The 25370-nt window shown below is 46.0% G+C and carries 26 protein-coding genes; 10 read left to right on the forward strand and 16 right to left on the reverse strand.

Features of this window, described 5'->3' with window-relative positions:
• Window positions 1-370: 370 nt before the first annotated feature.
• From BCT27_RS10580 to BCT27_RS10595, 4 genes are all read right to left on the reverse strand, one after another.
• Window positions 371-859 carry an NUDIX domain-containing protein gene (locus BCT27_RS10580; protein ID WP_241905132.1) on the reverse strand — a complete coding sequence of 163 codons (489 nt, stop codon included), beginning with the start codon at window positions 857-859 and terminating at the stop codon, window positions 371-373.
• 186 nt (window positions 860-1045) lie between these two features.
• Window positions 1046-1633: a hypothetical protein gene (locus BCT27_RS10585; protein ID WP_102390834.1), complete on the reverse strand. Its 588-nt coding sequence runs from the start codon at window positions 1631-1633 to the stop codon at window positions 1046-1048.
• A gap of 2 nt (window positions 1634-1635) precedes the next feature.
• Window positions 1636-2151 (reverse strand): RNA polymerase sigma factor, encoded by a 516-nt coding sequence (locus BCT27_RS10590; RefSeq protein WP_102395784.1) that lies wholly within the window; start codon window positions 2149-2151, stop codon window positions 1636-1638.
• Between the two features lie 143 nt (window positions 2152-2294).
• On the reverse strand, window positions 2295-3224 hold the full coding sequence (locus BCT27_RS10595; protein ID WP_102390836.1) for a DoxX family protein: 930 nt from the start codon (window positions 3222-3224) through the stop codon (window positions 2295-2297).
• A 277-nt stretch (window positions 3225-3501) separates the two neighbouring features.
• On the opposite strand from BCT27_RS10595, the gene efpL reads away from it, so the two are divergent.
• The 6 genes from efpL to BCT27_RS10625 all read left to right on the forward strand — a co-directional run bounded on the left by efpL (window position 3502) and on the right by BCT27_RS10625 (window position 8753).
• On the forward strand, window positions 3502-4068 hold the full coding sequence (gene efpL, locus BCT27_RS10600; protein ID WP_017011449.1) for an elongation factor P-like protein EfpL: 567 nt from the start codon (window positions 3502-3504) through the stop codon (window positions 4066-4068).
• Window positions 4069-4362: 294 nt separating this feature from the next.
• A complete protein-coding gene (locus BCT27_RS10605; RefSeq protein WP_102395785.1) occupies window positions 4363-5475 on the forward strand; it encodes a chemotaxis protein in 1113 nt (370 codons plus the stop codon).
• Window positions 5476-5787: 312 nt separating this feature from the next.
• Window positions 5788-6123 (forward strand): PepSY domain-containing protein, encoded by a 336-nt coding sequence (locus BCT27_RS10610; protein ID WP_102395786.1) that lies wholly within the window; start codon window positions 5788-5790, stop codon window positions 6121-6123.
• A gap of 232 nt (window positions 6124-6355) precedes the next feature.
• Window positions 6356-6784, forward strand: coding sequence for a thioredoxin TrxC (gene trxC, locus BCT27_RS10615; protein WP_102316908.1), 429 nt, complete (start codon window positions 6356-6358; stop codon window positions 6782-6784).
• Window positions 6785-6970: 186 nt separating this feature from the next.
• A complete protein-coding gene (locus BCT27_RS10620; protein ID WP_102395787.1) occupies window positions 6971-7351 on the forward strand; it encodes a hypothetical protein in 381 nt (126 codons plus the stop codon).
• Window positions 7352-7367: 16 nt separating this feature from the next.
• Window positions 7368-8753, forward strand: coding sequence for a class II fumarate hydratase (locus BCT27_RS10625; protein ID WP_102395788.1), 1386 nt, complete (start codon window positions 7368-7370; stop codon window positions 8751-8753).
• Between the two features lie 306 nt (window positions 8754-9059).
• Here BCT27_RS10625 and BCT27_RS10630 read toward each other — a convergent pair whose 3' ends face one another.
• The 4 genes from BCT27_RS10630 to BCT27_RS10645 form a co-directional block, all read right to left on the reverse strand.
• Window positions 9060-9500 carry a hypothetical protein gene (locus BCT27_RS10630; protein WP_102395810.1) on the reverse strand — a complete coding sequence of 147 codons (441 nt, stop codon included), beginning with the start codon at window positions 9498-9500 and terminating at the stop codon, window positions 9060-9062.
• Window positions 9501-10089: 589 nt separating this feature from the next.
• The gene (locus tag BCT27_RS10635; protein ID WP_102316905.1) at window positions 10090-11418 is read right to left on the reverse strand and encodes an anaerobic C4-dicarboxylate transporter; all 1329 of its coding nucleotides are present in this window, start codon (window positions 11416-11418) and stop codon (window positions 10090-10092) included.
• A gap of 326 nt (window positions 11419-11744) precedes the next feature.
• Window positions 11745-12374: a peptide chain release factor H gene (gene prfH / locus BCT27_RS10640; RefSeq protein WP_102395789.1), complete on the reverse strand. Its 630-nt coding sequence runs from the start codon at window positions 12372-12374 to the stop codon at window positions 11745-11747.
• Window positions 12371-13546, reverse strand: coding sequence for an RNA ligase RtcB family protein (locus BCT27_RS10645; RefSeq protein ID WP_102395790.1), 1176 nt, complete (start codon window positions 13544-13546; stop codon window positions 12371-12373). The genes prfH and BCT27_RS10645 overlap by 4 nt, the downstream gene beginning before the upstream one ends.
• 783 nt (window positions 13547-14329) lie before the next feature.
• On the opposite strand from BCT27_RS10645, the gene BCT27_RS10650 reads away from it, so the two are divergent.
• Both BCT27_RS10650 and BCT27_RS10655 read left to right on the forward strand, forming a co-directional pair.
• A complete protein-coding gene (locus BCT27_RS10650) occupies window positions 14330-14725 on the forward strand; it encodes a DUF3302 domain-containing protein (RefSeq protein ID WP_102316902.1) in 396 nt (131 codons plus the stop codon).
• Complete coding sequence (locus tag BCT27_RS10655; RefSeq protein WP_102316901.1) at window positions 14725-15855, forward strand: HlyD family secretion protein; 1131 nt, start codon at window positions 14725-14727, stop codon at window positions 15853-15855. Before BCT27_RS10650 ends, BCT27_RS10655 begins: the two co-directional genes overlap by 1 nt.
• A gap of 116 nt (window positions 15856-15971) precedes the next feature.
• Here the strand turns inward: BCT27_RS10655 and BCT27_RS10660 are convergent, their stop codons facing one another.
• Window positions 15972-16214, reverse strand: a complete 243-nt coding sequence (locus BCT27_RS10660; protein WP_102316900.1) for a hypothetical protein — start codon at window positions 16212-16214, stop codon at window positions 15972-15974.
• A 349-nt stretch (window positions 16215-16563) separates the two neighbouring features.
• On the opposite strand from BCT27_RS10660, the gene BCT27_RS10670 reads away from it, so the two are divergent.
• Window positions 16564-17595, forward strand: a complete 1032-nt coding sequence (locus BCT27_RS10670; RefSeq protein WP_017015337.1) for an extracellular solute-binding protein — start codon at window positions 16564-16566, stop codon at window positions 17593-17595.
• A 74-nt stretch (window positions 17596-17669) separates the two neighbouring features.
• Here BCT27_RS10670 and BCT27_RS10675 read toward each other — a convergent pair whose 3' ends face one another.
• The 4 genes from BCT27_RS10675 to BCT27_RS10690 form a co-directional block, all read right to left on the reverse strand.
• Complete coding sequence (locus tag BCT27_RS10675; RefSeq protein WP_102316898.1) at window positions 17670-18440, reverse strand: phosphotransferase enzyme family protein; 771 nt, start codon at window positions 18438-18440, stop codon at window positions 17670-17672.
• Window positions 18441-18536: 96 nt separating this feature from the next.
• The gene (locus BCT27_RS10680) at window positions 18537-19256 is read right to left on the reverse strand and encodes a hypothetical protein (RefSeq protein WP_102316980.1); all 720 of its coding nucleotides are present in this window, start codon (window positions 19254-19256) and stop codon (window positions 18537-18539) included.
• Window positions 19257-19361: 105 nt separating this feature from the next.
• Entirely contained in the window at window positions 19362-19847 is a 486-nt protein-coding gene (locus BCT27_RS10685) for a hypothetical protein (protein WP_102316897.1), read from the reverse strand.
• A 210-nt stretch (window positions 19848-20057) separates the two neighbouring features.
• On the reverse strand, window positions 20058-21857 hold the full coding sequence (locus BCT27_RS10690) for an FG-GAP repeat protein (RefSeq protein WP_102395792.1): 1800 nt from the start codon (window positions 21855-21857) through the stop codon (window positions 20058-20060).
• Between the two features lie 475 nt (window positions 21858-22332).
• On the opposite strand from BCT27_RS10690, the gene BCT27_RS10695 reads away from it, so the two are divergent.
• Window positions 22333-22671 carry a DUF2185 domain-containing protein gene (locus tag BCT27_RS10695; protein ID WP_102395793.1) on the forward strand — a complete coding sequence of 113 codons (339 nt, stop codon included), beginning with the start codon at window positions 22333-22335 and terminating at the stop codon, window positions 22669-22671.
• A 150-nt stretch (window positions 22672-22821) separates the two neighbouring features.
• On the opposite strand, the gene pcp is transcribed toward BCT27_RS10695, so the two are convergent.
• The 3 genes from pcp to BCT27_RS10710 are packed head-to-tail and all read right to left on the reverse strand — an operon-like array spanning window position 22822 to window position 25091.
• Complete coding sequence (gene pcp, locus BCT27_RS10700) at window positions 22822-23460, reverse strand: pyroglutamyl-peptidase I (protein WP_102316894.1); 639 nt, start codon at window positions 23458-23460, stop codon at window positions 22822-22824.
• Window positions 23461-23468: 8 nt separating this feature from the next.
• Window positions 23469-24374, reverse strand: coding sequence for a DUF979 domain-containing protein (locus BCT27_RS10705; RefSeq protein WP_102395794.1), 906 nt, complete (start codon window positions 24372-24374; stop codon window positions 23469-23471).
• Window positions 24375-24377: 3 nt separating this feature from the next.
• Entirely contained in the window at window positions 24378-25091 is a 714-nt protein-coding gene (locus BCT27_RS10710; protein ID WP_102316892.1) for a DUF969 domain-containing protein, read from the reverse strand.
• Between the last annotated feature and the right edge of the window lie 279 nt (window positions 25092-25370).

Raw genomic sequence — 25370 nt, forward strand, 5'->3', positions numbered from 1 at the left:
ACGGAAGTGTAAAACTGGACGTCCTTGCTCAACTGCTTCTTGTTATGACACGTATTATCTAAATCGATGTTTTTACAGTCGATTTAATACATTTTTTTGCCATTATAAGAATGAAACTTTGTCGTGCACACGGATATATTGTGGTTTATGGCCGTCTCTGCGATATCCCTCACTCAGCGCCATAAAAATGACTTAAATGTGTATATTTAAACGACATTTTGCCAATCTTTCGTCGCAAAAACACAAAACAAATACCACCAAACAACAATATCAGGTTGAGATTATTCAAAAGTAAGTCAATGCCATTAGCGTAATGAGGGGGCAAGCTTATCTGAAGGGAATGAATGGTCGTTTTCCATTGTCAATTTCGCTACACCAACCCCTTCAATTTGGCCAAGCCATAAGCAGATATTGTCACACAGTCTTTGATGTCGTTATCAATGATCATGCGTTCAAATTCATCCACAGGAAAAGCGCGTGTGATCAAATCTTCTTCTTCACTGTCGAGTTGGTTTTCTTTTTGCGTCAGGGATGTCGCGAGATAAACATGGCAGGTTTGGTTAAGAAAGCCGTACGCGATGAACTGAGCACCTAAGTAAGTCATGGATGCCGCGTCTAATCCGGTCTCTTCTCGCAGCTCCCCTTTTGCTAGATCAAGATGGTCAGCATCAGGCGACGACTCCCACGCCCCTTGGGGTATTTCCCAGCAACGCTCTTGCACCGTATAGCGATATTGTTGAACCAGATGAATGAAGCCGTTGTCGATGGCGATGATCGCTGCACAATCTGGCTTGTCGACTACCCCATAGATGCCTTCTGCTCCACTGGGTCGAAGAACTCTATCTTCTCTCACGCTCATCCACTTGTTTTGGTAAACAATTTTACTGTCGAGTTGCTTTATCACGGTGCATCCCTTTTTTGCTCTCTCGCACACCCTATTCAGACAAGTCATAGGCGAAAGAATGATATCGAATACAACGCAATATACCCGCATGTCCCCAGTTGGAAAAGTACAAAAACACACGGCATTACATACCGATTGACGTTATTTGGCGAGGCCCATCAACAAACCGTTTTCTTCCCACAGCGACACACTCACGCCATCCACATCCATCACCATGTCATCAACATGGGCTTCCACACCCCGCGGCAATTTGGCTTGATAGAAAGTGTAGACACGATCGGTATCCAAATCTTTCACATGAAGCTGCGCGGCAATTTTTCCGTCAATGCTGCAATAACGCCCACCGAGTAAGACCCATTTTTCAACGGGAAGCTGCGACGGCATGACCACTGAAAAATCTAAGCGATTGAGATAAGTATCAATGTCGGCAAACGAATCACTCAGAATCTCCATCTGCATTTGGCTATTGTGGTTATAAGCAATCTCCGCCGAAATGGCGCCGTAATCATGCCTATCACCCCACAGTGTCCACACACTCACCGCCAGCATTAACATTGCTGCCAGTGCCATGCCCGTTCGATGTGCCTGTGATCTCGGCGCTGATTGTTTTTTTGTTACCTTTTCCTGCAGTTCATTTAAGGCGTTCACTTGCGTTACTGATAGGGATTTTGCGTCATAGTGCTTAGTAAGTTGCGACTTTAACGGATCCTGGTTTTTTGAATACGTCATGGCTACGACACCTGCTTTAACATGTGGCCAAAATCATCCACCAAGCGGGCTTTCATTCGACACAAACGCGAAAGCAATGTTCCTCTTGGAATGTTCGTTAAGGTGGCAATCTCTTGAATACTGAACCCTTCTACCGCCCATAAATACAGCAACTCACGCTCCTTCGCTGAAATACTGGCAAGCAAAATATCAACGTGTTGTTCGTCAATCGTCATTTGTTCGAGTTCATTGAATGCAAGGCCATCATTTTCCTCATCATCCATCAGATCTGCCGACGTGATCAATTCAAGCTGATTACGTCGGCAGTGATCCACAAACTCATTGCGGATCACACGCAGCATATAGGCTTTGTTGTGCATGGTTTCATCTTCGCTCTTGAGCATTTTTTCGCAGCAGCTTTGCACCAAATCATAAGCTTGCGATTCGTGGTGGCACAAAGACAGCGAATAGCGAAAAAGCTGATTGAGCAAATCTTCTGTAAAGATGACCTTTCGACGTTTTCTGAAAAAATTTAACATGGCGTGTGTCCTTCTCATCAGCGAAGCCGTAAAACGAATACGGAGAAACCTAAATCGCCTTCGCCAATGAAAAGGAAACGTCCCTCTCTGGAAATACATTCATGCAGGTGGCACGCTTTCAGGCACCACCTTACGAGTTTTCATTACGGCTTGGATTGGTGCCCAACTGCGGAAGGAGACGTTTGAATACCCAAGGTTTCCTTCGTTCTTCGCACACAATCTGACAAGGTAAAGCGCGCACCGCCGCCCAGCCTCATTAACACAAGACCCGCAGCCGCCAGTGCAAATTCCCGTTTCACACCATTTAGGTTCGCAATCACCCCTTTATCGAGGTTAAGTTTTTGTAACATGTACCATGCCATGACCAAGACCACCGCGCCTGCCGCAGCCTTTAGCGACGTGCCTTGACCAAAGATCAGCACCAAGCCAATCAACGCCAAAATGATTTGATACGTCACGAAAGATGGAATTTTTGCGTAAGCCCCGAAGAAGCCACCAATGATAAACGTCACCCCAAGTGAAAAACGAAGCAGCAATCCAAGAACATCCCAATTTGGCGCTGCGTTCGCGTCACCTACACCTTGACCTCGACGCTGATCAAGGCTTCTCGCCCCTGCCCCAAGATTGAACAACACAAACATCATGCCGGATAAGGTGATATCGCGAATTTGCACAAACATCGCAGGTGACGTGTAGGTTTTCACGCCCACGGACGCACCGGGCACGGTATCGACGGGCAAAGAGAACACAAAGGTCCATAACAACAAGCCGTAAAATAGCGCTAATGGCCTCACCATAAACCCCGCAATCAGGGCGATGCCTGAAACCAACTCAAACGTTGAAAGTGACGTTAAAAAGAACCAAGGCGAGAGCACACCATTACTAAAGAGAAAGTCTTGAAACAATTCATTGATATAGCCCGTCGTCCCCATGTAGTTAGCAACCATGGCAGCTTGCTTAGAACTTGAAAGAAGCAGGCTCAGTTTCGAAAGGCCACCAATCACAAACACCAACCCGAGTCCGATACGTAATGCGAGGGCGGCGTTTGCATAACGCGTACTGTCTTTGTTCATAGGAGATCCTGTGTGAATGAATAAGGCGCATGTAAAACACAATGCTTTCCTTCACTAACGAATCAGTCGCAATTTTGATTGCATTGTTGTTCAAGAAATTTTTCAGCGGCCCTTTTTCCAAGATATCTCAGGCACGTATTTAGGCCATGAATACGTGATAAATGCCTCGTAGAACGCCTTCACCGGTGGTTCTTTCGCCATCTCAACGTCCAACATCTTGCCAAAATTTAGAATCGTGATATTTTCTTGCCAAATTTTCTCAATTGGAAAAATGACCATGCCAAAGGCAAGTGAAATTAAAAAGAACGCAGTTATCGAACATGGCGGCAAAGTGCTGGCGGTTAAAGACATTGCAAAGCTGACTCCAGCTGGCCGTGCAGGCACTAGCCTGTACAGAATGCGTCTTTACGATGTAGCAACTGGCGCAAAATATGATGAAAGCTTCAAAGCGGATGACATGCTTCCACTGGCTGACTTCAGCCGTCACGCTGCGGATTTCTCTTACATCGATGGTGACGAGTACATCTTCATGGATAGCGAAGATTACACGCCGTACCACTTCAACAAAGAAACCATTGCAGAAGAAATCCTGTTCATTACTGAAGAAACCAAAGGTATTCAGGTTCTAACAGTGAGCGGTCGCCCTGTAGCAATCGAACTGCCATCAACCGTTGATATGGTTATTACTGACACGTCTCCTTCTATCAAAGGCGCATCAGCAAGTGCTCGTACTAAACCAGCTACCGTTTCTACTGGCCTGACTGTTCAAGTGCCTGAGTACATCGGTAATGGAGACAAAATCCGCATCAACACCGTTGAACACAAATTCATGAGCCGCGCATAATTTCACGCCGAACTCGTTCAACGCACAAGCCTCGATAGCGATATCGGGGCTTTTTTTGTTGCTCCACTCGAAGACAAAAAATATTCGCAATCAGGAAACACGAATAGCTATCGACCAAATAGATACAAACGCAGTAGAATCCGCGCCCGGCTAAGGATGTCCCTATCGCACTGTTACCGCATACGTCAGTTGTTTGCGCACCAACACGATAAGCGTCCTTAATATTACAAACACTAAGCGAACCACTTAAGTTCGTTCCCGCGAGTTTTCACATTGAAGCGTCATTTCATCTCCATGTTTTTGGCAGTGTTCTTGCTGTCAGGCTGTTCGTTGCTCGATATTAAAATAGAAAGCCAAACCGTCCCTCTAACCAAGCAAGAATTGAACGCTCGCGTGTTAACGCGAGAATATGCCCAGCAGTTTTTTTCACAAACTGAGCAAGCTGCTGACAAAATGCACCAATATTACGGCCCGAAAGATCAAGAAAACCAATCAAACGTTTTGCTTTGGAAAATCAATGCAGTGGAAAGAATGCAGTCGGCTGCATACCAGGTGTCTCCAATGGCTGGACTCATTGATGTTTGGGTCTTTTCACTCCAACTCAACCAGTTCTATGTTGAAGGGAATGGCAAAGACTTGTTCGTGGGTAACGAAGCAAAAGAGCTCTCGCAGCACCTTGCAAACGAAATGGACAACGTCGCGAAGTCTTTGCTGCCTACTCACGAATATCAAAGCGCTGCCAGTTTTGTGAAACAACACGCCAATGCATACCCATTTGCAGACCTGAGTTTCAATCGAACACCCGCTTACCGTTTGTGGCGGGAAAGTATTGACGGTGGGGGTCTAGAAGCAGTTACGACGCTGGGGACTATGCCAGAAGCGATAGGTGATATGTCGGATAAAATGAGCCTTTTTTCAGAGCAGACACCGAAAATCATGACGTGGAAAGCTCAGTTGCTTGCACTAAATAGTATGAACAGTATTGAGCAGGTAAATCAGGCCGTCGAAAGCTTCAAAGTCGTGTCGAACTCTATGAATGATTTTATTCGAAACAACCCTGAATATATGCGCCACCTCGCTGAAGAAATGGCATTCAAACTTCAACCTCTCGTTGACAGTATTGATGAGAAAACCGGTGAGCACCTACAAACATTAAGCGCAGAGCGACGACTGTTGGAAGAAATGATTGCATTGGAACGCGCAGAAGTGGCACGCATTATCACCAAAGAACGGAAAGCACTTGTGGACGATGTAAATACCGTCTCTCAAGAGTTGGTAAATGTTGTCATGGACAAGCTCATCGACGTGATACGCAGCCTCATTCTTTACATCGTTTTGTTTATTGCGGTGATCTTCTTTGCCCCGTTAGGACTTGGCTATATTTTGGGTCGTAAATCAGCAAAATAACGATTCATTCGTTGTAAATCACTTCCTAGACACGACCCAGCATCGCTATTTATAAGCCTTGTTCGGGTCGTGTTGCGATTTCCAAGCCTCCCATTCAACAAACACAATCTATGTGCCATTTAGGTCCATAGCTCTCTTGATTCGTCGATTACAATCCACCTCAGACTCACTGAGATTTCTGCGTACACATTTTTTCGACATTACTTTTCTTACTCTTTCTCTCGTCGTAGTGACGATACCGATGGAACTTAGTGCCTATAAAGGCGCAAGAATTTACATACGTGCGCTTTATGCGAAGTAAAGGAAAAACAAATGAAGAAATTAATCTTAAGTGGTGTTGTATTAACAGCGTTAAGCGCTTTCAGTGTTCCAAGCTTCGCAGCAAGTAACGCCGACATCATCAGCGAGCAAGACGCAATCAAAGCTGCACTACTGGAAGTCGGCGTAGAAGTGCTTGGTATCCGTTTTGACGAGCCAGACTCGCAGTGGGATGTATTCGTTAAGTCAGGCGAAAAAGCGTATGAAGTGGAAGTCGACGCTGCCAGCGGCAAAATCGTTGCGGCTGAAGAAGAAAGCCTAGCAGAAATTAAAGCGGAGCTTTCTGGCGACCTTTCTCATGAAGGCGTGATTGGCGACGTTGATAAGTAATGAGATAACCCGCCCTGCAGGTGTGTTTCGGGGCGGGCTTTCTAGGTGAGGGTATAAGCAAGTCTGCTCTTTCTCTTATCTCGCCCCTGCTCTTCCTGCCCTTCCTGCTCTTCCTTCCTTTCCATCGCCCCCACCAATCACACCAATAGCCAGAACCACATAGCCTTTTCCCTTCATCCGTAATACTGTTCAATCAACAAAGAAAAACAGAATAAAAAACAAAGGGAAGATTATGAGTTCAATTACTGTTCGTTGCCCAAGTTGCCATAAAAACAACCAATTTCCGGTTGAACGCCTTGATGATCAGCCGAAGTGTGGCGCGTGTAAGTCACCGTTAGTGAATGGCAAACCAGTTGAAGGCACTGCAGCGAATATGGATGCGCTGTTGTCGTCAGGAAAGCCTGTTGTTGTCGATTTTTGGGCACCGTGGTGTGGCCCGTGCCAAGGATTTGCACCCGTCTTTGAAGCGACTGCTTCGAGCAAAGCTGATGATGTGATCTTTGTAAAAATAAACACCGAGGAAGAGCAAACGCTGGCGGCGAAATACCGCATTCGCAGCATTCCAACCATCATGGTGTTTAACGAAGGCAAAATGGTGAAGCAGATCAACGGTGCACTGCCACAGTCAGAATTCACGGCATGGTTAGATCAAGCCATGTAAATGTTCCGTGAGGGTTGCTACCCCCTTCAAAAACACAAACCAATAAAGGGCATTATGTGCCCTTTATTATTTTCTAACGCTTACGAATGCAAACCAGTAGGCATAGCAAACTCAGGGTTGTTATAGAACGCACTAAATGGTAATAATTATCATTACAAGACGAGTGATACATACAAGGGGTTGGCTATGGATTCCAGACGACACATCTATAATGCCTATTTCAAAGCAAAAGATAAGTTCGATGAAGACAGAAGCGCATTTGGTTACGAGCCTGATATCGTGCAGGGATTTGTGCAAACAGGATTAATGCTGGCGTCTTACCACGAGCTTGGTGCCGAGAACGAAAGCGTGTTGCTGAACGAACTCTTTCTTCGTCAGGTGTATTTTAAGCTACTTGATGCCATTCAAAGCCCTTACAGAACCCACAGTTTTCGGCGAGTCTGCCTAGATGGGGTGCATAGCCCGCTCTACGCATTGCAACGTCATTACGTACAAGTACCGGGCGGCGAGAGAAAATTTGCCCAACTTCAGCTGATGCTACAACGCCTTCAAGCACCGCTAGATTGATTCAAAAGGACAGGACATGACGCAAACATTCCGCACAGAAACAGACAGCATGGGCGATGTGAAAGTCCCTGAAAATGCGCTTTATCAGGCACAAACTCAACGCGCTGTAGACAATTTCGCGTTCAGTAAGCACACAATGCCAGCTTCATTTATTCAAGCACTCGCGTACATCAAACAAACGGCGGCACTGACCAATGCACAGCTTGGTCTACTGGAAGGTGATATTGCACAAGTGATTGCGGAAGCATCGCAAGACATCATCAACGGCCAGTATTTGGATCAATTTCCGATTGATGTGTTCCAAACCGGCTCTGGTACAAGCTCGAACATGAACGCCAACGAAGTGATCGCAACCCTTGCGAGCAAAGCCTTGGGTGGCGATGTTTCCCCGAATGATCACGTCAACATGGGCCAAAGCAGTAACGACGTCATTCCAACGGCGATTCAAATCAGCAGCGTATTGAGCGTTGAAAAACAGCTACTGCCAGCCCTAGAACATTTGATTTCAACCTTGAGTGAAAAGCGCATTGAAGTTGGCGATACTGTAAAAACAGGTCGCACCCATTTAATGGATGCAATGCCCGTGACGTTCGACCAAGAACTGGCAGGATGGCAATACCAAATTGACCATGCAAAATGCGCCATTGAACAGAGCTTGTCTGCGGTTCGCGCCCTTGCCCAAGGTGGTACTGCCGTCGGTACAGGGATCAATGCAGACCCTCGTTTTGCAGCAACATTTGCAGACAACTTGTCGCAACTGACGAAGGCATCTTTCACACCGAGCGTAAATTTTTTCTTTAATCTCAGTAGCCAAGACGCCATTGTGGCACTTTCAGGGCAATTAAAAACCGCCGCTGTCGCCATCATGAAGATCGCCAATGATTTACGTTGGATGAACTCAGGCCCGCTGGCAGGTCTGGGTGAAATTGAACTCCAAGCTTTGCAGCCTGGTTCGTCGATCATGCCAGGGAAAGTGAATCCTGTCATACCGGAAGCAGCAGCCATGGCATCTGCACAAGTGATTGGTAATGACGCAACCATTACCGTTGCTGGACAATCAGGTAATTTCCAGCTCAATGTTATGCTGCCTGTTATTGCGCATAACATTCTGGAAAGTATTGAATTACTGGCAAACAGCGCAAACGCATTGGCTGATAAAGCCATCAAGACGTTTACTGTGCGAGAGGACAACCTCAACATCGCATTGGCAAAAAATCCGATTTTAGTCACGGCACTCAACCCTGTGATCGGGTATTTGAAAGCCGCTGAAATCGCGAAGAAAGCTTATAAAGAAGGACGTGCGATCATTGATGTGGCTGAAGAAGAGACGGAATTAGACAGAGCGACACTTGAGCGCCTGCTTGACCCAACAGCACTCACGAAAGGTGGCGTCGCAAACTAACGCAGAAAATAATCATCAAATTAAAAAAAAGCCCTCACAAGGAGGGCTATATTGCTCGCTGCCGACAAGCACAATTCTATATAAAAGATGAAATAGGTAAACACTACACTGCATCACTCAGAAAAACCTATTTCAAATGTGTCTTGAGAACACACACATTCTGACTATCCGTGTCAACGAGAACTCTGTAGATTAAACACACTGTGCGTTTAATGAATAAAAATGGACAGACAAAATGGAGTCGTGCTGTTGCTGTTATATGCCTGTCCAAAACTGAGTACGTAAACTATTTCCTGTCTACATACATTAAATATTATCTAACGTGTCAGAGATAAACCTTTTCCTGATGCCATCCCCCCTAACCAATGCACCGCTATAACTGAGTCGATAAGTGTATTTAAATTCGTCTCCATCCAGCTCGCCATCAATGGTTAAGAAACAAAACTGACGACCTTGCCGACAATCTATGTGATAGTTACCAGATTCTTTTGTCTTTGTAACATGCAGCCCGGACTCCCCCGCGCCTTGTGTCATCAACACTTTGGATACAACAACCCTTCGATTAACCTTATCAACAAACCGCAGCGTTTCCTTCGCCAGTGTTGAATCTTGGTCAAACTCTGAATGGTAATACCCGTCAATTTTCAATGTCGCGTTCAGTTTGTCTTCTTTTACGCCATCCTGATTAACGCATGCAGAAATTGCTAACCCTAACAATGGAAATATTACACACTTTATCATTTGCATGGGAAACACTCCCCAGTGAACGATGATATTTAAGCAATCGTTTTTTTTCATTTGTCCTATTGTCGACCAGCACTACTGGTCATTTATATTTTTTATATGAAGCTTGCATCTAAATAAAAAGAACCATTCCCCGCAGAAAGACAACCTAGCCAATTGTCGTCAAGTATAAAGAACATCAGGAAAAGGAGTGGAAACCCAATGTTCTTATAAAACACGATTATTTCCCCTATTAAATAATCGCGTTTTCTTTCTACGCTTTTAGCTTTGACCAGAATGTGATTTTTTAAAAGTACAAATGTGTTCTTTAAAGAATTAACGACTCAAATACAAAACACATGTGTCGTTTAATTTTACATAAACAAAGTATTTAGAGTAATTACGTTACTTTATCCAGCACGCAAAGAAACCTCAGATTCCGCTATATCCATCTGATATTAAATGATTATTTACAAAATAAATGGTTGAAACGATAAAGATGGGTAGGTAAAGAAAAATCCAAGGAAAAATCCTCATTTTTTTGCTCTATATTCAACTCGCACCAAAAAGCCCTCTAAAAGAGGGCTTGAAGTATGGCTTATGCCGAAAGTGATTATGCGATGATCATCTGACCAAGCACATAACCCAGCAAACATGCACCTACAACGCCGATCAGACCAACAGACATGAATGAGTGGTTGAAATACCACTTACCAATTTTGGTTGTGCCCGAGGTATCAAAGTTAACGGTTGCAATGTCTGATGGGTAATTGGGAATGAAGAAGTAACCGTATACCGCCGGCATAATACCGATCAGCAACGCTGGATCTAACCCCAAACCCAGGCCAACAGGCAGCATCATACGTGCAGTTGCTGCTTGAGAGTTCACCACCACAGAAACAATGAACAGCGCGAGTGCGAATGTCCAAGGGTAGTCTGTCACCATGCCAACAATGCCCGATTTGAACTGCGGCATGGCATATTGAAAGTAGGTGTCTGACATCCATGCAATACCGAAAATCGCAATCGCTGCCACCATACCTGACTTAAATACAACGCCGTTTGGCACGTCACGCGGGTCGGTTTTGGTCGCTAACAGAATCACACCACCGAAACACAGCATCATCATCTGGATGATGACAGACATGCTGATAGGCTTTGAACCTTCAGTAATGGTGCGCACTTCAGGCACCATCGCAATCACAACGATAGTAATGATAGAAGCAAGGAAGATAAGCACAGCATTGCGCGCTGATTTAGGAAGCACTTCATCCAGCGACGTTGCTGTGGTGTTGAGAATACGCTCTCGCCATTCTGGATCTTTCAAACGCGCTTGATATTCAGGATCGTCATCCAGCTCTTTACCACGCTTCATGCTGTATAGAGACATCAGTAACGTACCGAACAAGGTTGCAGGCACGGTAACGAGCAAGATTGAAAGCAAGGTAATGTCAGCTTGAATGCCTGAAAGCTGCGTTAAGTAATACACCACTGCCGCAGATAACGGTGATGCCGTGATCGCGATTTGAGATGCGACAGACGATGCCGCCATTGGGCGCTCTGGGCGAATGCCGTTTTTCAACGCCACATCGCCAATGATTGGCATGATGGAATATACCGCGTGACCTGTACCAAGCAGGAACGTCATTGCATAGGTCACGAACGGCGCAATCAAGGTGACGCGTTTTGGGTTCTTGCGCAGTACACGCTCAGCAACTTGCAGCATGTATTTTAAGCCACCAGCGGCTTCAAGAATCGACGCACAAGTGACCACCGCAAGAATGATAAGCATAACGGTAACAGGTGGCGATGTTGGCGGCATTTTGAAGATGAAGACTTCAATCACCAGACCAATGCCCGAGACCACACCTAGGCCAATACCACCATACCGTGAACCGATGTAAAGCATTAACAGAAGGAATAAAAATTCCAAGTACAACATACCAATAACCTCTTAAATTTTATGGCTATTTGTATTTTCCGCTTATCTTTCAATAATTTCTAAACAACGTCTCACACTCCTTCTTTTCAAAAAAAGCGATGTCTCTGAATCAGATTTTCAGCACATAAAAACCCCACTTCGTAGCCGAAACAAAACGAAGATGTAACACAGTTGATGACAGGTATTGAGTGAATGGTTAATTGAATTATTGAAACCGATGCGTGATTGAACCCCATGGCAAAGAAGGCAAAAAAAGAGCCAGCAAACGCTGGCTCTTGAATGAGGATATTTGTATAAAATCACATCAAGTTCAGGTTGAACGGTTTTTATTCACGCACTTCTTTGAACCCTTCGCCGACAAACTTACGTACTGCATTTCCGCGCTCCAGATCCCAGTGCTGTTGCCAACGCGCATTCGCATCTTGTTCCACTGTCTCTTGCTTGGCTTCTTCTAGCTTTTGCAGAATAAGCGCGCGAGCCAATCGCTTGTTAGCGTGTTGGCTTCGTTCACTTTCGACGCGAACAGAAATACCAGTGGTAACATGCGTCGCCCTCACCGCCGAATCGGTGGTATTCACATGCTGCCCACCCGCCCCCGAAGCACGGCAAGCCTGATACGTAATGTCCCTGTCGAGCGTTTGCTGATTTGCTTCAAACATTTTGCCACTAAAGAACCAGTTTTTACGCTTGTGCTTTGGTCTGATGGGGCTAGTACACACCCAAAGCATCGAGCCTTCCCACTGCAGTGCGAGATGTTTTACCGACACGGTGTCCTTTTCATCGAAGGCCAATAATACCGATTTAAACCCACGCGACCGTTCACTGCGCGTTGATGTAACAATGTCCACCTTCACCTTGTGTTCACGACACGTTTTTTCGATGGCCTTCAGCGCCAACCCCACCGCCAAACAACATTCTTCAGGTCCTTGTCCCGCGGTTAATTGCAACAATATCATGCTGAACAGCCTCCCTGTGTCTTGAACGTCAACACTGGGCGCAGCCTTGCCACCAAGGTGATCAAGCCTGCATTGACCAAATCGCCAACGATGCTGTCGCAGCGCTTATAGGCTTGAGGCGCTTCGTCATACAGCAAGCCTTTGTCGCCACAGATGACTTTACTGCCCAACGACGTTTTATACAGGTCATCTTTCTTGTATTTATGACTCAATCTTGCCTGACATTCACCGCGCTTCCACTTTCGCCCCGCGCCATGAGCAAGAGAATACAGCGCCAACGCGTGGTGTTTGCTGGTCAATGCAGTTGGCTTCACAAGGTAGGAATAGTCGCCTCTCGAGCCGGGGATCACGACATAACCTTTGTCACTGGGTGTCGCGCCTTTTCGATGAAGCCAACCCGCTTTATGGTCATCACCACGCGGTGTGCTTTCCTCAATGAAGTTGTGATTTACATCCAGCACACACTCCCCGTTCACATTGATGGCATCAAAAAAGCGTCGTGCAATCAGCTCACGGTTCAGTTCGGCCCAACTAACAGCTTCATTGTGTGCCTGCATATACACCAAATGCGCTGGCGAATTTACCAATAACCCTTGGTGATTGTGTTCCGTAATATGGCCAACGAGAATGGATTGCCCTAGCCCTCGCGAACCAGAATGCGCAAGCAACAACAGTTTCTTTCTATCAATGTTGAGCTGCTCCATCGCGGAGGCGTCGTACACTTCATCGACCGCTTGAAACTCGGCAAAGTGGTTACCTCCACCAATGGTACCAAGTGCAACATCGAACAGAGATACCGATATTTGTTTCTCCACCTTTCTTTTTTGCACAAGGGGCTGCCAGCTTTCATCTAGTTCAGATTCAACATGTCGAAGTTTCTTCGCGAGCTTATCGACGTTCGCTTTTGCCACATTCAGTGAGGATTGCCAGAGCGCCATGCCACACCCAATGTCATTTCCCACCAATGCGGGATATACCTTGGTATCTGACAAAAATGCGGCCCCAATCGGGTATCCACGGCCTGGGTGTAAATCAGGCATTCCTGCAACGGCAATCATGCCAGCAAGCTCAGATGTTTTAATGAGTTGTTGTGTCGCCAGCCCTTCAACCCACGTGCTTTCAGACGCGAAAAGGCTGACTTTTTCAGTCAGTATTTGGACGGATTTGTCCATGCTACCTATTCCTTTGATCAGGATAATAAAAATATGTTTTTAGGCAGGCATGTAGACGGATAGAACAGACGACGGCGAAGCGAGGGAACTGTTACTGGCTATCAATACCTGCAAAGGGAGTAAATATTGTCATCGTCATGTTTATGTCTCCTTTTGCTCGTCGATAAGAAAAATGGTGAAAGCACCCAGTGCGAGCGCATGTTAAGTACTCATCGAACAAAGATCAACCACTAATAACAAAATTGTAACCAAAAAAAGACAGTAAGCTTTTAGGGTTAAACAATATTCGTCGAAAAAGCGTGATGCGATTGTTCACCTTCTTGGAGGGTGAAAGCAAGTTGCTGTATTGCACTAGCCGTTCCCCTGTTTCATGGCTGAGAAGTGGCAGATATTCTTATATTGTGCGGTATGGTGATTGGCGTTTGTGTATATGATGAATTTTTAGTCGCGCAGTAATGTGCGAATTATTATCTTCAAATTAAATACTTATACTCAAACAACCTGAAGATGCCGGATTCAGCGAGCTTTACTGACGTTATGATCAAGGCGTCCCTTTGCCAATGCAGTGCGCTCCATCAAAAAGGGACAACACCGAGCATGGCGTCAGTAAACTCGCCCGAAGGGAGGCCCTCAGTGCGTCCACTTCATCGTTAAATTCCTGTGAAATAGAATGACTATTCCTACAAGAATTTGCCTAGAATTGAACACTCTGATGGCCTCTAACATCGAGCATCTTCAGGCTGTTTAGGTATATATAAAAAACAGTAGAGACAAGGAGTCCTCATGTTTCTTGATTATTTCGCGCTAGGGTTACTCTTCTTCGTCGCGATTGTCTTTTTCTATGGCGTGATCGCCATTCACGACATCCCTTGTGAAATCGCGAAAAAGCGCAACCATCCCCATTCAGACGCGATTCATTATGCCGGCTGGGTGAGCCTTTTTACCCTTCATGTTTTATGGCCGTTTTTGTGGATATGGGCAACCATGTGGCAAGACGAAAGAGGCTGGGGGTTTTCAAGTTTAGAACACAACCAAACCAAATTACTTGAACAGGTTAATACCCTTTCAGAGCGTATCGACGCGCTGGAAAAACAACAAATGGCACAGACGGCGAGCGCTGCTTCTACTGCCGCTAATGCAACCAAGAATGACGATGACAATGTGGGAGGCAACCAATAATGGATATCCTTCTGATCATGACGTACACGGCTTTGTGTATTGTCGTCTTTAAAGTCTTCCATATTCCCCTCACCAAATGGACAGTACCAACGGCTGTTTTAGGGGGGATTGGGTTGGTGGGTTCCTTGATCTTATTGATGAATTACAACCACCCTTACACGCAATTCGGTGGCAATGTGTTTGTTACCACGCCGATCATCCCTAATGTACGCGGGCAAGTCGTCGATGTGCCAGTCAAGCCGAATCAATTGCTGAAAGAAGGCGATGTACTGTTCCAACTAGACACAACCCTTTTTGATGCACGTCTATTAGATGCCAAAGCAGCGCTCCAATCGGCGAAGCAGTCGTCCCTAGAACTGAACGCGACTTATGAAACAGCAAAAGCCAACACGATAAAAGCTGTTGCCGATAGAGACCGAACCAAAAAGGAATATGCACGTTACGAGGCAGGTGCAAAGAAAGGCGCGTTCACTGCAGCGAGTGTCGATAACCGCAGGCAGCTTTATCTCGCCGCAGAAGCCACACTCAAAGCCGTTCAATCGCAGGAAGAAAAAGCACGCTTTGCTGCGCAATCAGAAATTGACGGTCAAAACACCATCGTGGCGCAAGCCCAAGCACAACTCGATCGCGCGCAGTTTGATCTCGACAGTGCCACAGTGCGTGCCCCATCAGATGGCTATGTCACGCAAGTAACATTGAGACCGGGCATGCTCGCCGTGCCCATGCCGTTACGACCAGTAATGACATTCATTCCTAAAGAAACCGAGCTGTTCGTTGGTGCATTTAGGCAAAATAGCTTACTGCGCTTAGAGCCCGGTTTTAATGCGGAATTCATCTTTAAAGCCATTCCTGGCAGAGTTTTCCAAGGTGAAATCGTTGAAGTACTGCCTGCTATTGGTGAAAGTCAGGTTCAGGCACAGGGCACCTTGTACGGCAGCCAATTGCTCGATAAGCAAGGTCGCGCACTCGTGACCCTCAAAATCAACGAAGACATGAGCCAATACTCCCTTCCCGATGGTACAAATGCCGAAATCGCTGTGTATTCCGACAGTATTGAACATTTGGCTATCATGCGAAAAGTGTTGCTGAGAATGAAGAGCTGGCAGAACTACCTCTATTTGGATCACTAGCGCTGTTTAAGCCGGACGCTCCACAAAAAAGAGGATCAGGGTAAACCGTGATCCTCTTTTTGTTTTTGTGTTCGGCGTTTTCTGTGTCTTCGATACACAACCTACATGACCATGACTTAACGTTCAGTCCGTTGCATCTGTCTGGTTTGATTCATGGTGCGCGACCCTGCGCCGCCATAGGTGTTGATATCGAAGCGGTTTGGGGAATAGCCACGGCTCATGCGGTAATGCAGATCCAGTTTTCTCAAATCAATGCCGTGGGTGTCGAATAAGCGTTCAATCACCGTGTTGATTTCGGCTTGGGGCGTGTTTTGTTCTCGCAGGAAGTAGTAAAGGTTCTCTGCGCGTTCTTGATTCATCAGCGATACCTCCCTCATTTGGTGGTCAAATTGTAGTCTTTTTCATCGGCGATGATAATCGCCAATTCTGACAAATCACCCTTACTCATTGGTAATAATCCGTCTCCCTTTTTCATTTCCCTTAAATTTGTTCTTTACCGTGTTGCTTTTGTATTGCCTGAACAGAATTTCATGGGTAATATCCCGCGACTTTTCGCCCGCAGCGCCCAACTGGCAAGCGATGCGAAGGGTTTTATGCCCAAACAACTAACGAAAATGGCTGACATTTTCAAACACTAAGCGAAAGAGAACGATCTCCTTTCGCTGTATGAATGCTCCCGACACACGGGACTTGGAGTGGATAACACCAATGAAGAAATGGTCTGCGATTCTGGCCAGCGCTGCATGTGCAGTTGCTATGTTCACCACACCTGCGAAAGCAGAAAACGATCAACTTATTTTCGCGAACTGGGGACCTTACCTCTCCACCGAACTGCTTGAGCAATTCACCCGCGAAACCGGCATCAAGGTGATTTACTCGACGTATGAGTCAAACGAAACCCTGTATGCAAAAATGAAGACGCACCCTGAAGGGTATGATCTTGTGGTGCCATCTACGTACTTCGTTGCCAAAATGCGCGATGAAGGTATGTTGCAGAAGCTTGACCTTTCTAAGTTGAACAACTTCAACGAGCTAGACAAAAACTACCTCGACAAGCCATTCGACCCAAACAATGACTACTCGATCCCTCACGTCATCGCGATGACGGGCTTGGCCGTTAACACTGACATGTACAACCCTGACGATTTCACCAGCTGGGCTGATCTGTGGAACCCAGAGTTGGAAGGTCAAATCATGCTGATGGACGACACCCGCGAAGTATTCCACATTGCATTGCGTAAACTGGGATACTCAGGAAACTCGACCGATCCTAAACAGATCGATGAAGCCTACGAAGAGTTGAAGAAACTGATGCCAAACGTACTGGTATTTAACTCTGATAACCCTGCAAACCCATACATGTCTGGCGAAGTTGGCCTAGGTATGTTGTGGAACGGCTCTGCGGCAGCAGCTCAGCGAGAAGGCTTGCCAATCGAGCTGGTATGGCCAAAAGAAGGTGGCATTTTTTGGGTAGATAGCCTGTCTATTCCAAAGAACGCGAAGAACGTTGAAGCCGCACACAAGATGATCGACTTCCTTCTGCGTCCTGAAGTAGCAGCAAAAATCAGTGCTGACACGGGTTACCTAACCGCGGTAGAGAAATCAAACTCCGCGTACAAAGACAACCCAGCTCTGTTCCCACCACAAGACGACCTTGATCGTGGTGAGTGGCAAGATGCCGTTGGCGAGCTGACGGAGAAGTACGAAAACTACTTCCTACGTTTGAAGACTGGCGAATAATCCCGCGCTACAATCCAAAAAAACCGCTCAATTGAGCGGTTTTTTATTGTCTGAGGATTCCTACTCGCACCGTATTATGTCAGTGCAGCCTCAATCTTTTCTCTATGCGTCTTTAGATAGGCGATATCGTTCAGGTAACAGAGGTGATGCCCATCTTTCATGTTTTCTACAAAGGCGGCATTGCCCTTCTTGGCTTCCGCCATCATGAAATCAATCAGCGCATGCAGGCGCTCAATCATGGCATCAATCAAACCCGCCTTTTCCGGTGCCGATAATCCGTAGGCTTCACAGAACAATGCAGCGCGCTTGGCCTGTGTATTTATGTCACCCAACTTGTCGTATTCGTTCGTTTTGAACGGTGCCCAGCAATACACCGCATACGCCACATCCCATAGCCTTGGTGCAGGGTGTGCGGTATCGAAGTCAAAGACCCCCACGACACGCTCACCGTCTAACGCCACGTTATAAGGCGCATAATCACCGTGGCAGATCACTTCAAAGGGTGGCCTAGGTGTCAGCATCCAAGGTAGGTTTTGTGCGGGTTCAGACACGAGAAATTGTGCCGACACATCATGAAAATCACACAGCAAAGCGCCTGCTGACATTAAGGCTGCATCTGTACCAATCGCACCGACCAAGGGATAGTTCGAGGTATCACCGTCCATAAAAGTCAATATTTCTTGCCCGCCTTCAATGCCGATAACCTCGGGGCAAGCATGAAATCCATTGTCATGAAGGAACGTGAGCAGTTTATGAACAGAAGGCGACCATGGATTTAATGGTCTAAACACATGGTCGCCTTGTTTGAAGATGGCGTTATCGCGCCCGCCATTTAATATTTCCATATTTGCTAGACTATCGCCAAGTAGCTGAAACTTCCTGCATTTTCTAACATCCAGCAGTTGAATACTGCGAGTGAGTTTTTCTTTATAAGAATAGGATCACTGAACGGTCTCACCATTGATCGTTGCGGACACCAACTCGTTGACCTCTGTGAAAGTACTATTGCCTGATGTCGAATTCGTTTCCTCACGAATCATTAACCCGTTGCCTACCCCAATATTTTGAGTAAACACCGCGTTTGTTGATTCGCCATCTTCGACAACATCAAAGGTTAACGTCATTAAACAGGTATTAAATTCACCTGCTGGAACGGTAATGGTTTCATTCTTTTCAAACGTAAAGGAAATGTCGTAAGTTGCCGTTTGCGTGCCATTGGTAAACACTGATACCGTTGGATACTCTCGCGTTTCTCCTGCACTCAAGTTGTAATCCAATTGGATACCATTCGGCTTATAGATAATCTCTTCGCCACCAATAATCTGCCCAAGAGTGATAACGTGTTGTTGGCTCTCGTCCGACACAATGTAGACTTTATTCACCACCGAATCTTCATACAACAAGACTTCACGAGCGTTGGTATAGCCCTCGTAAGTGACTTGGCCACTGACCACGTCTCGCTCTGTAAAATTCTGACCACTTTGCCCATCTACCGAGAGATTGTGAACCGTCGTTACATCCGCACCAATCGCATTAAGATCTGCATTAAAACATGCTGTGGCACTTGTGCTGTTTCCACTATTGTTGCTACTGGTATCGCTTCCACTGCCACCGCAACCATTCAACACCACTAACGCCACACACAAGAAAGACCTTTTCATCATCACCTCGAAAAACTGCAAAACATCCCTTTTCTTCTGCAATTCTACCGAGGCTCACACCTTTGCATCTGAACTCATAATGAGACAGCCTGTAAAAAATATTGGCTAAATGGCTGTGTATTTCCGAATAAAGTCGTTAAGGATATCCACGCCAGATTCGCCGCGTTGTTCTGCTTCCCAGCATTGGTAAATCGCAGTTTCTTGTTCAGCAATCAACAGAAACGTCGATCGAAAGTCGCTGGGAGCATCGTCTAACCATTCGCGATATTTTAGTTCCCACGGGGCAACCCAATGCACCAAATTGTCCACTAACACATTCCATGGTAACGCCACCCAAGCATGTGCATCTTCTACGCCTTTTTGCTGCATCTCTTGGTCATTTCTGTCGAAGCTCACACCGCGCGCTTTGAGCGTTTCTTCAAGTAAATCGGCAGTGAGTGCCTCGACAAGGACGAGTGCTTCCCAAAGCGCTTCACGCGCGTTTTCTGTCGCAACGTTGGCGGAAGCATCTGAATAATGATCGGCAAAGTAGGTGAAGAAAGAAATGCCGTATACCTCACCCTGATAAGCGCTGTGAATACGCGTCTCCATGGCTATCCCTCCACGTAAATACGCCCTAAGTTGGCGCGCCTTACCTTACTATCGTTCAAAGTAACAACGACGTGGTTTTTCAAGCGTTGGATTTGCTATTTTCTAACACAAATTCATTGATATAAGACATTGGCTCTATGAGTGCGAATATATGCATACATGAAGAATAAAACCAAAACGTTTACATTTTGTCGATCGCCATTGAAACGGCTAGAACACATAGATTGCACCAGAACTCGATGCACTGTTGTCCGTTGGATCGTTTGGGTCATTTGAATCCTCATTCGATGTGCCAACAGCTAACGTCTTACCATCACCACTTATGCCAATCGCCATGCCAAATCTATCACTGCTGCCCGTGATATTAGGTTGAAGAAAATCTCTGAATGACCATGTCTGATTTTCTCGTTCATAAATATACACAGCGCCCACATCACTCGCGCTTTTGTCATAAGGGTCATTAAGAATTCCCGAATCATTCGCCACCGAACCAAACACCAGTAAGTTACCATCATCACTGAGGCTTACCCCTGATCCTGTGTAGTCATAATTGCTTGGTGCCGGTACTTTCACATACGCTTGTTGCGTCCACACCCCACCAGAAAAGGTATAAACATAAACAGCGCCTGCACCGAGTGTTCCATTGTCTGACTCATCATTTGCGTCACCCGAATCTTCATACTGGGCGACAACCGCGAGTGTTTTTTCATCGCGACTCATCGCGAGAGCCACGCCAAATCCGTCTTCATATTCTGGGTTGCTGGCCTTGATATAAGCATCTTCGATCCAAACCCCACCATTCAGTGAATACACATACACTGCCCCTGACTTCGGGGCAGAATTGTTTGTAGGATCATTGGAATCTGCAGAATCTTCATACATGGCTCCCACTACCAACATATCTCCGTCATCATCAAGTGCGAGAGATTGGCCAAAGTTGTCTCCGTTACCCGCATTACTTGCTTTCAAATAGTACGTTTGCCCCCACACCCCCGCATTGATGGTATAGATATAGACCGCACCTGAGTTTGATTCTGAATTGTCCGATTGATCATTAGGATCCCCCGAATCTTCATACGTCGCTCCGACAGCCAACGTCAAACCGTCCCCGCTAAGATCGACTGAAGTCCCAAAGAAATCATCTTGTTCTGGGTTACTGGCTTTCAAGTACGCGGTTTGTGTCCAAGTCGAACCACTTCGGTCAAAGACATAAGCTGCTCCAGACTCAGTAACGCTGTTGTCCGATGGGCTGTTTTGATCGGCTGAATCTTCATAACGGGTGCTCACAGCAAGTCGCTGACCGTCATCACTCAGGCTAATATGTGTTCCAAAACGATCTGAACTATCAATAACATCGGCCTTGATATAAGCATCTTCTGTCCAAACATTGCCATTTCGGACGAATATGTACACCGCTCCAGAAAGACTCTTACTGTTATCGCTTGGGTCGGCTGCATCCCCAGAGCCTTCTTGTCTCGCACTCACTGCCATCGTCATTCCATCAGCGCTCATGCTAATTTCACCACCAAACGCATCAGAGCTTCCCATATTGCTAGCCTTGATATACCCAGACAATGCGGTATAGGTACTCATATCCATTGTCATTTCACTGCTACTGAGCACATGTTCTTCGTCCACTGCCAAAACGAAAAAATCATCTTCAGTGAGCGTAGGCGTTACCACTTCTTCAAGTGTGTATTCTAATTCGGTACCAGTGTTGCCCGTTTGCAGAACTTGGCAGTTATTAGGCTGCGACGTATCACGACGACACAAACTATAGCTTTGCGCGTCTTGACTGGGTTCCCAAACAAACTTGAGTGTTTTTAGATCACCAGATACGGCATCAATACTGACAAGATTAAACGCCGTTAACGTGGAAACAGAGGTCGAACTGGCGTCAGAGTCACTGGTGTCTCCACCTGAACTGGCTTTTCCATCAAAGAAAAGCCCACGAGTATCGCATCCGACGAGAAGAGGAATGAAAAGTAAAAAAACCACCGTATATCGCATATTCACCCCACACAGCCGCCATTGAACACCAGGTAAGATTGAGCACTACACAATTGCGATGCCTTTCTCTTCCTACTTAAAATGTTTAATGCCAAAAGCGTTGTACGGATGTATTCCTGCGTATCTTTACTTACGACTAAGTTCCAGTTTTAACAGACAAAATGTCCAGCAAAGCAAACAGTTTATTTATTGTTTTGTTCACTAATATATGGCACATAAACCCTGCCCTCACAAATGAATCAAAATGCATATTTAAACGTTCATTTCGACCGTCATTTTTCAGTATCAAATACAACAACATGCTGCACTCTCACCCTTCGTAGCCCAAAAAGTGATGCTTTGACGTTTGTACATGCACTGACATTTTGGCTTTATTGCTCAATTTCATGGAGATAAGACATTTCTATCAAATTCATGGATATAATCTGATAGGCAAAAACAAATTGTCACCAACCATTTTCAACAGGACGTAGAAATGACGCAACACACAGAATTGAATGGAAATAGTAGCCATTCCCCTATCCTACTTGGCTATGTCATTGTGAATAAAGAACTGATTGATGACGGCAAATCCATTGGTTATTTCTATCGTGAAACACCTGACAGTAGCGAAGACAGCGGATGGCGTTTTTTTACGGGTGAAGAAACCCAAGAGTTTGTTGATAATGCAGATAACTTCGTGCTGTATAGCGCGCCAAAACTGGCGGCACTTCACCCTGAAATATTGCCCTTCTTGAGCTTGAAAGCCCCTGTCGAATTGGAATGGTTTGAAGATGCGTATGTGATTGTAGAAGAAGCGCTTTTGGATCAATAAAACTACTCAGTCAGAAAAACAAAAAGGCCTGACTCCGATGGAATATCGAAATCAGGCCTTGCAATCCGCCTAACTGAAATGTCCAACGTTAAGGGAACACTTCAAATTGCTGGCGTTTTTCTCTTTAACTGCATCACGGCAAAACAACAATCAGCAGATTTTACCTGCACCGACTGCAATATCAGTTTTGTTATCAATGGTTGCTTGCGCGGCGATTCGTAGGCCTTCTGCAATGACATCCAGTGCCATCGTTGGTTGTTCGCCCGTTGTTGCTTGTTCTGGCAACAATGGAATGTGAACAAAGCCATGACCGATATTAGTATCACGCAGGTAGTGCTGAACGCCGTAAGCCAGGTGATTGCACACGAACGTGCCGGCAGTGTTAGACACTTGGCAAGGGATCCCTTTCGCTTGCATCGCGGCGGTAATCGCTTTAATTGGCAAGGTAGAGAAATACGCATCTGGGCCGTCTTCATAGATTGGCTCGTCGATAGGCTGGTTGCCACCGTTATCTGGAATGCGAAAATCATCAATATTAATCGCAACGCGCTCTGGCGTAATCGCAATGCGTCCACCCGCTTGGCCGACGGTGATAACGAAATCAGGTTTGTGCGTTTCAATCGCTGCGATAACCGCATCAATGGCTTCATAACGCGTGACAGGCACTTCGCAAATGATGATTTCGCCGCCGTCTAGCTTCACGCCATCCAACTTTTTTACGGCTTCTAGAGCAGGGTTAATGGCTGCGCCACCAAACGGTTCAAAACCAGTAATCAGTACTTTTTTCATTGGGATTCTCAGAAAGCAAAGCTGTACATAATGAAGATGTTAAACGCGAGAATGATCATCGCGGGCGCAACTTGCATCAAAATAACATGGTGTTTATTTTTCAATTCAAGCAAGGCCGCAGGTACAACGTTAAAGTTGGCTGCCATAGGCGTCATTAGCGTTCCACAGTAGCCCGAGAGCATACCCACCACACCGATGATTGCAGCATTGCCGCCATATTCCATGACCAAAAGTGGAATACCGATGCCCGTCGTAATCACCGCAAATGCCGCGAACGCGTTGCCCATTACCACGGTGAAGATCATCATGCCCACGCAGTAAGCAATCACGTTCACCAGCAGCATGTTTTCAGGGATCATCATTTTGACGATTTGCGCGACGGTATCGCCCACGCCTGCTTGGTTGAACAAGAAGCCCAATGCTGCAAGGAATTGCGAAAGAATGGCAGCCCAACCGATGGAATCAATCAAGCGACGGCCTTCGTTCAAGCTGTGCATTGGCTTGCTTTTGGTTAGCAGCAATGCCACGACGATGGATGCAATGGAGCTTAAACCTAGGCCCACCAGCGCACCTAATGAGGTGAATTGGCTAATCGCAACCGTACCCACAGGTACAATGGCCGCAGGAATGAAGAGTTTATTTTTCAGCACAGACGCTGTTTTATGACGCTCTTCTTCAGAGGTAGTGCCATAGTTGCCCACGCCCATGAAGCCGCCAGCCGCTAACGCCGTTAGCGCTAACACCATCACACCGGTTACCCAGTTCGGGATCATTGCCCCAAAGATAAAGGTGATGCCGTAGATCATCCAAAACAAGCCGGAACCGATGCGTTTTGGGTTGTCTTTATCAAGGAAGCTTTGTAGGGAGAATGCCAGCAACAGCAAGCCTGTGGTTTGGTAAATGTATTCTAACATCGCTTACTGCCCTTCTTTTTGAACGTTTGCCGTTGCAGCAGCAGACGATGTATCCGCTTTCAACAAACGGGTTTCCATGATTTTGCTGAAAATCACGAATACAACAAAAGAAGCAATCGCGGTCGGCAGTGCCCACAGCGCCATGGTCTCGAGTTTTACATCCAATTGGTTATCGGTCATTACACCTTTAATCAGCAAGATGCCGCCTGTACCAATAAACAGCAGCTGACTAAAGAAATTGGCGAAGTTTTCACTGGCTGCGGATAACGCACGAATGCCTTGGCGTTTTTCATCAGATAGATTTGGCGAGGCTTTTTCTGCGGCGGCTTCCGCCATCGGTGCAATCAAAGGACGAATCATGGATGGATGACCACCGATGCTCAAGCCCATGCCATTGGTCACTTTGCGAAGTAGCAAATATGTCATCAATATCTTGCTGACAGAGGCTTTTTTCATTGCACCGATCAAGGCTTCTGCACGTTGGCGCAGGCCATAACGCTCAAGAATACCGATCATAGGAAGGATAAGGATGAACAGGGACATGTAGCGGTTCTGGGTAAAGGATTGGCCTAAGGTAGACAGAATATCCATTACCGCGATGTCTGCGACCAAGCCAGTCGCAACACCCGCAACCAAAATTACCAACAAGGTGTTTAGCTTTAATGCTAAGCCCACCGTTATTATCACAATGCCAATCAATGGCCAAAAATCAATCATAAGGGCTCTCTACACGATCTGTAATTTTACGTGTTATCAGTGACTAAAAATTCAAAGATGGCCCGAGTATACGGAAGCCCCTAAATCACCTCCAATCAGAGATTTTTGCGACCAAAAGCAAGTTTTCTTGTCGAAGTGATATATTATTTTCATTTGTTAGGTCGTTGTTTCCACGCGCATAGATCTTCGGAAGCCCTTGTAAAATCGGGGTTGGCATCAAATTCGTGGAAAATTGAGAATCCAGAAGCGCTAATCAATTGAATTTTCAGTTATGAAACA

Origin of the sequence: Enterovibrio norvegicus (assembly GCF_002876705.1) — a bacterium.
In the GTDB taxonomy this organism is placed as follows: domain Bacteria; phylum Pseudomonadota; class Gammaproteobacteria; order Enterobacterales; family Vibrionaceae; genus Enterovibrio; species Enterovibrio norvegicus_B.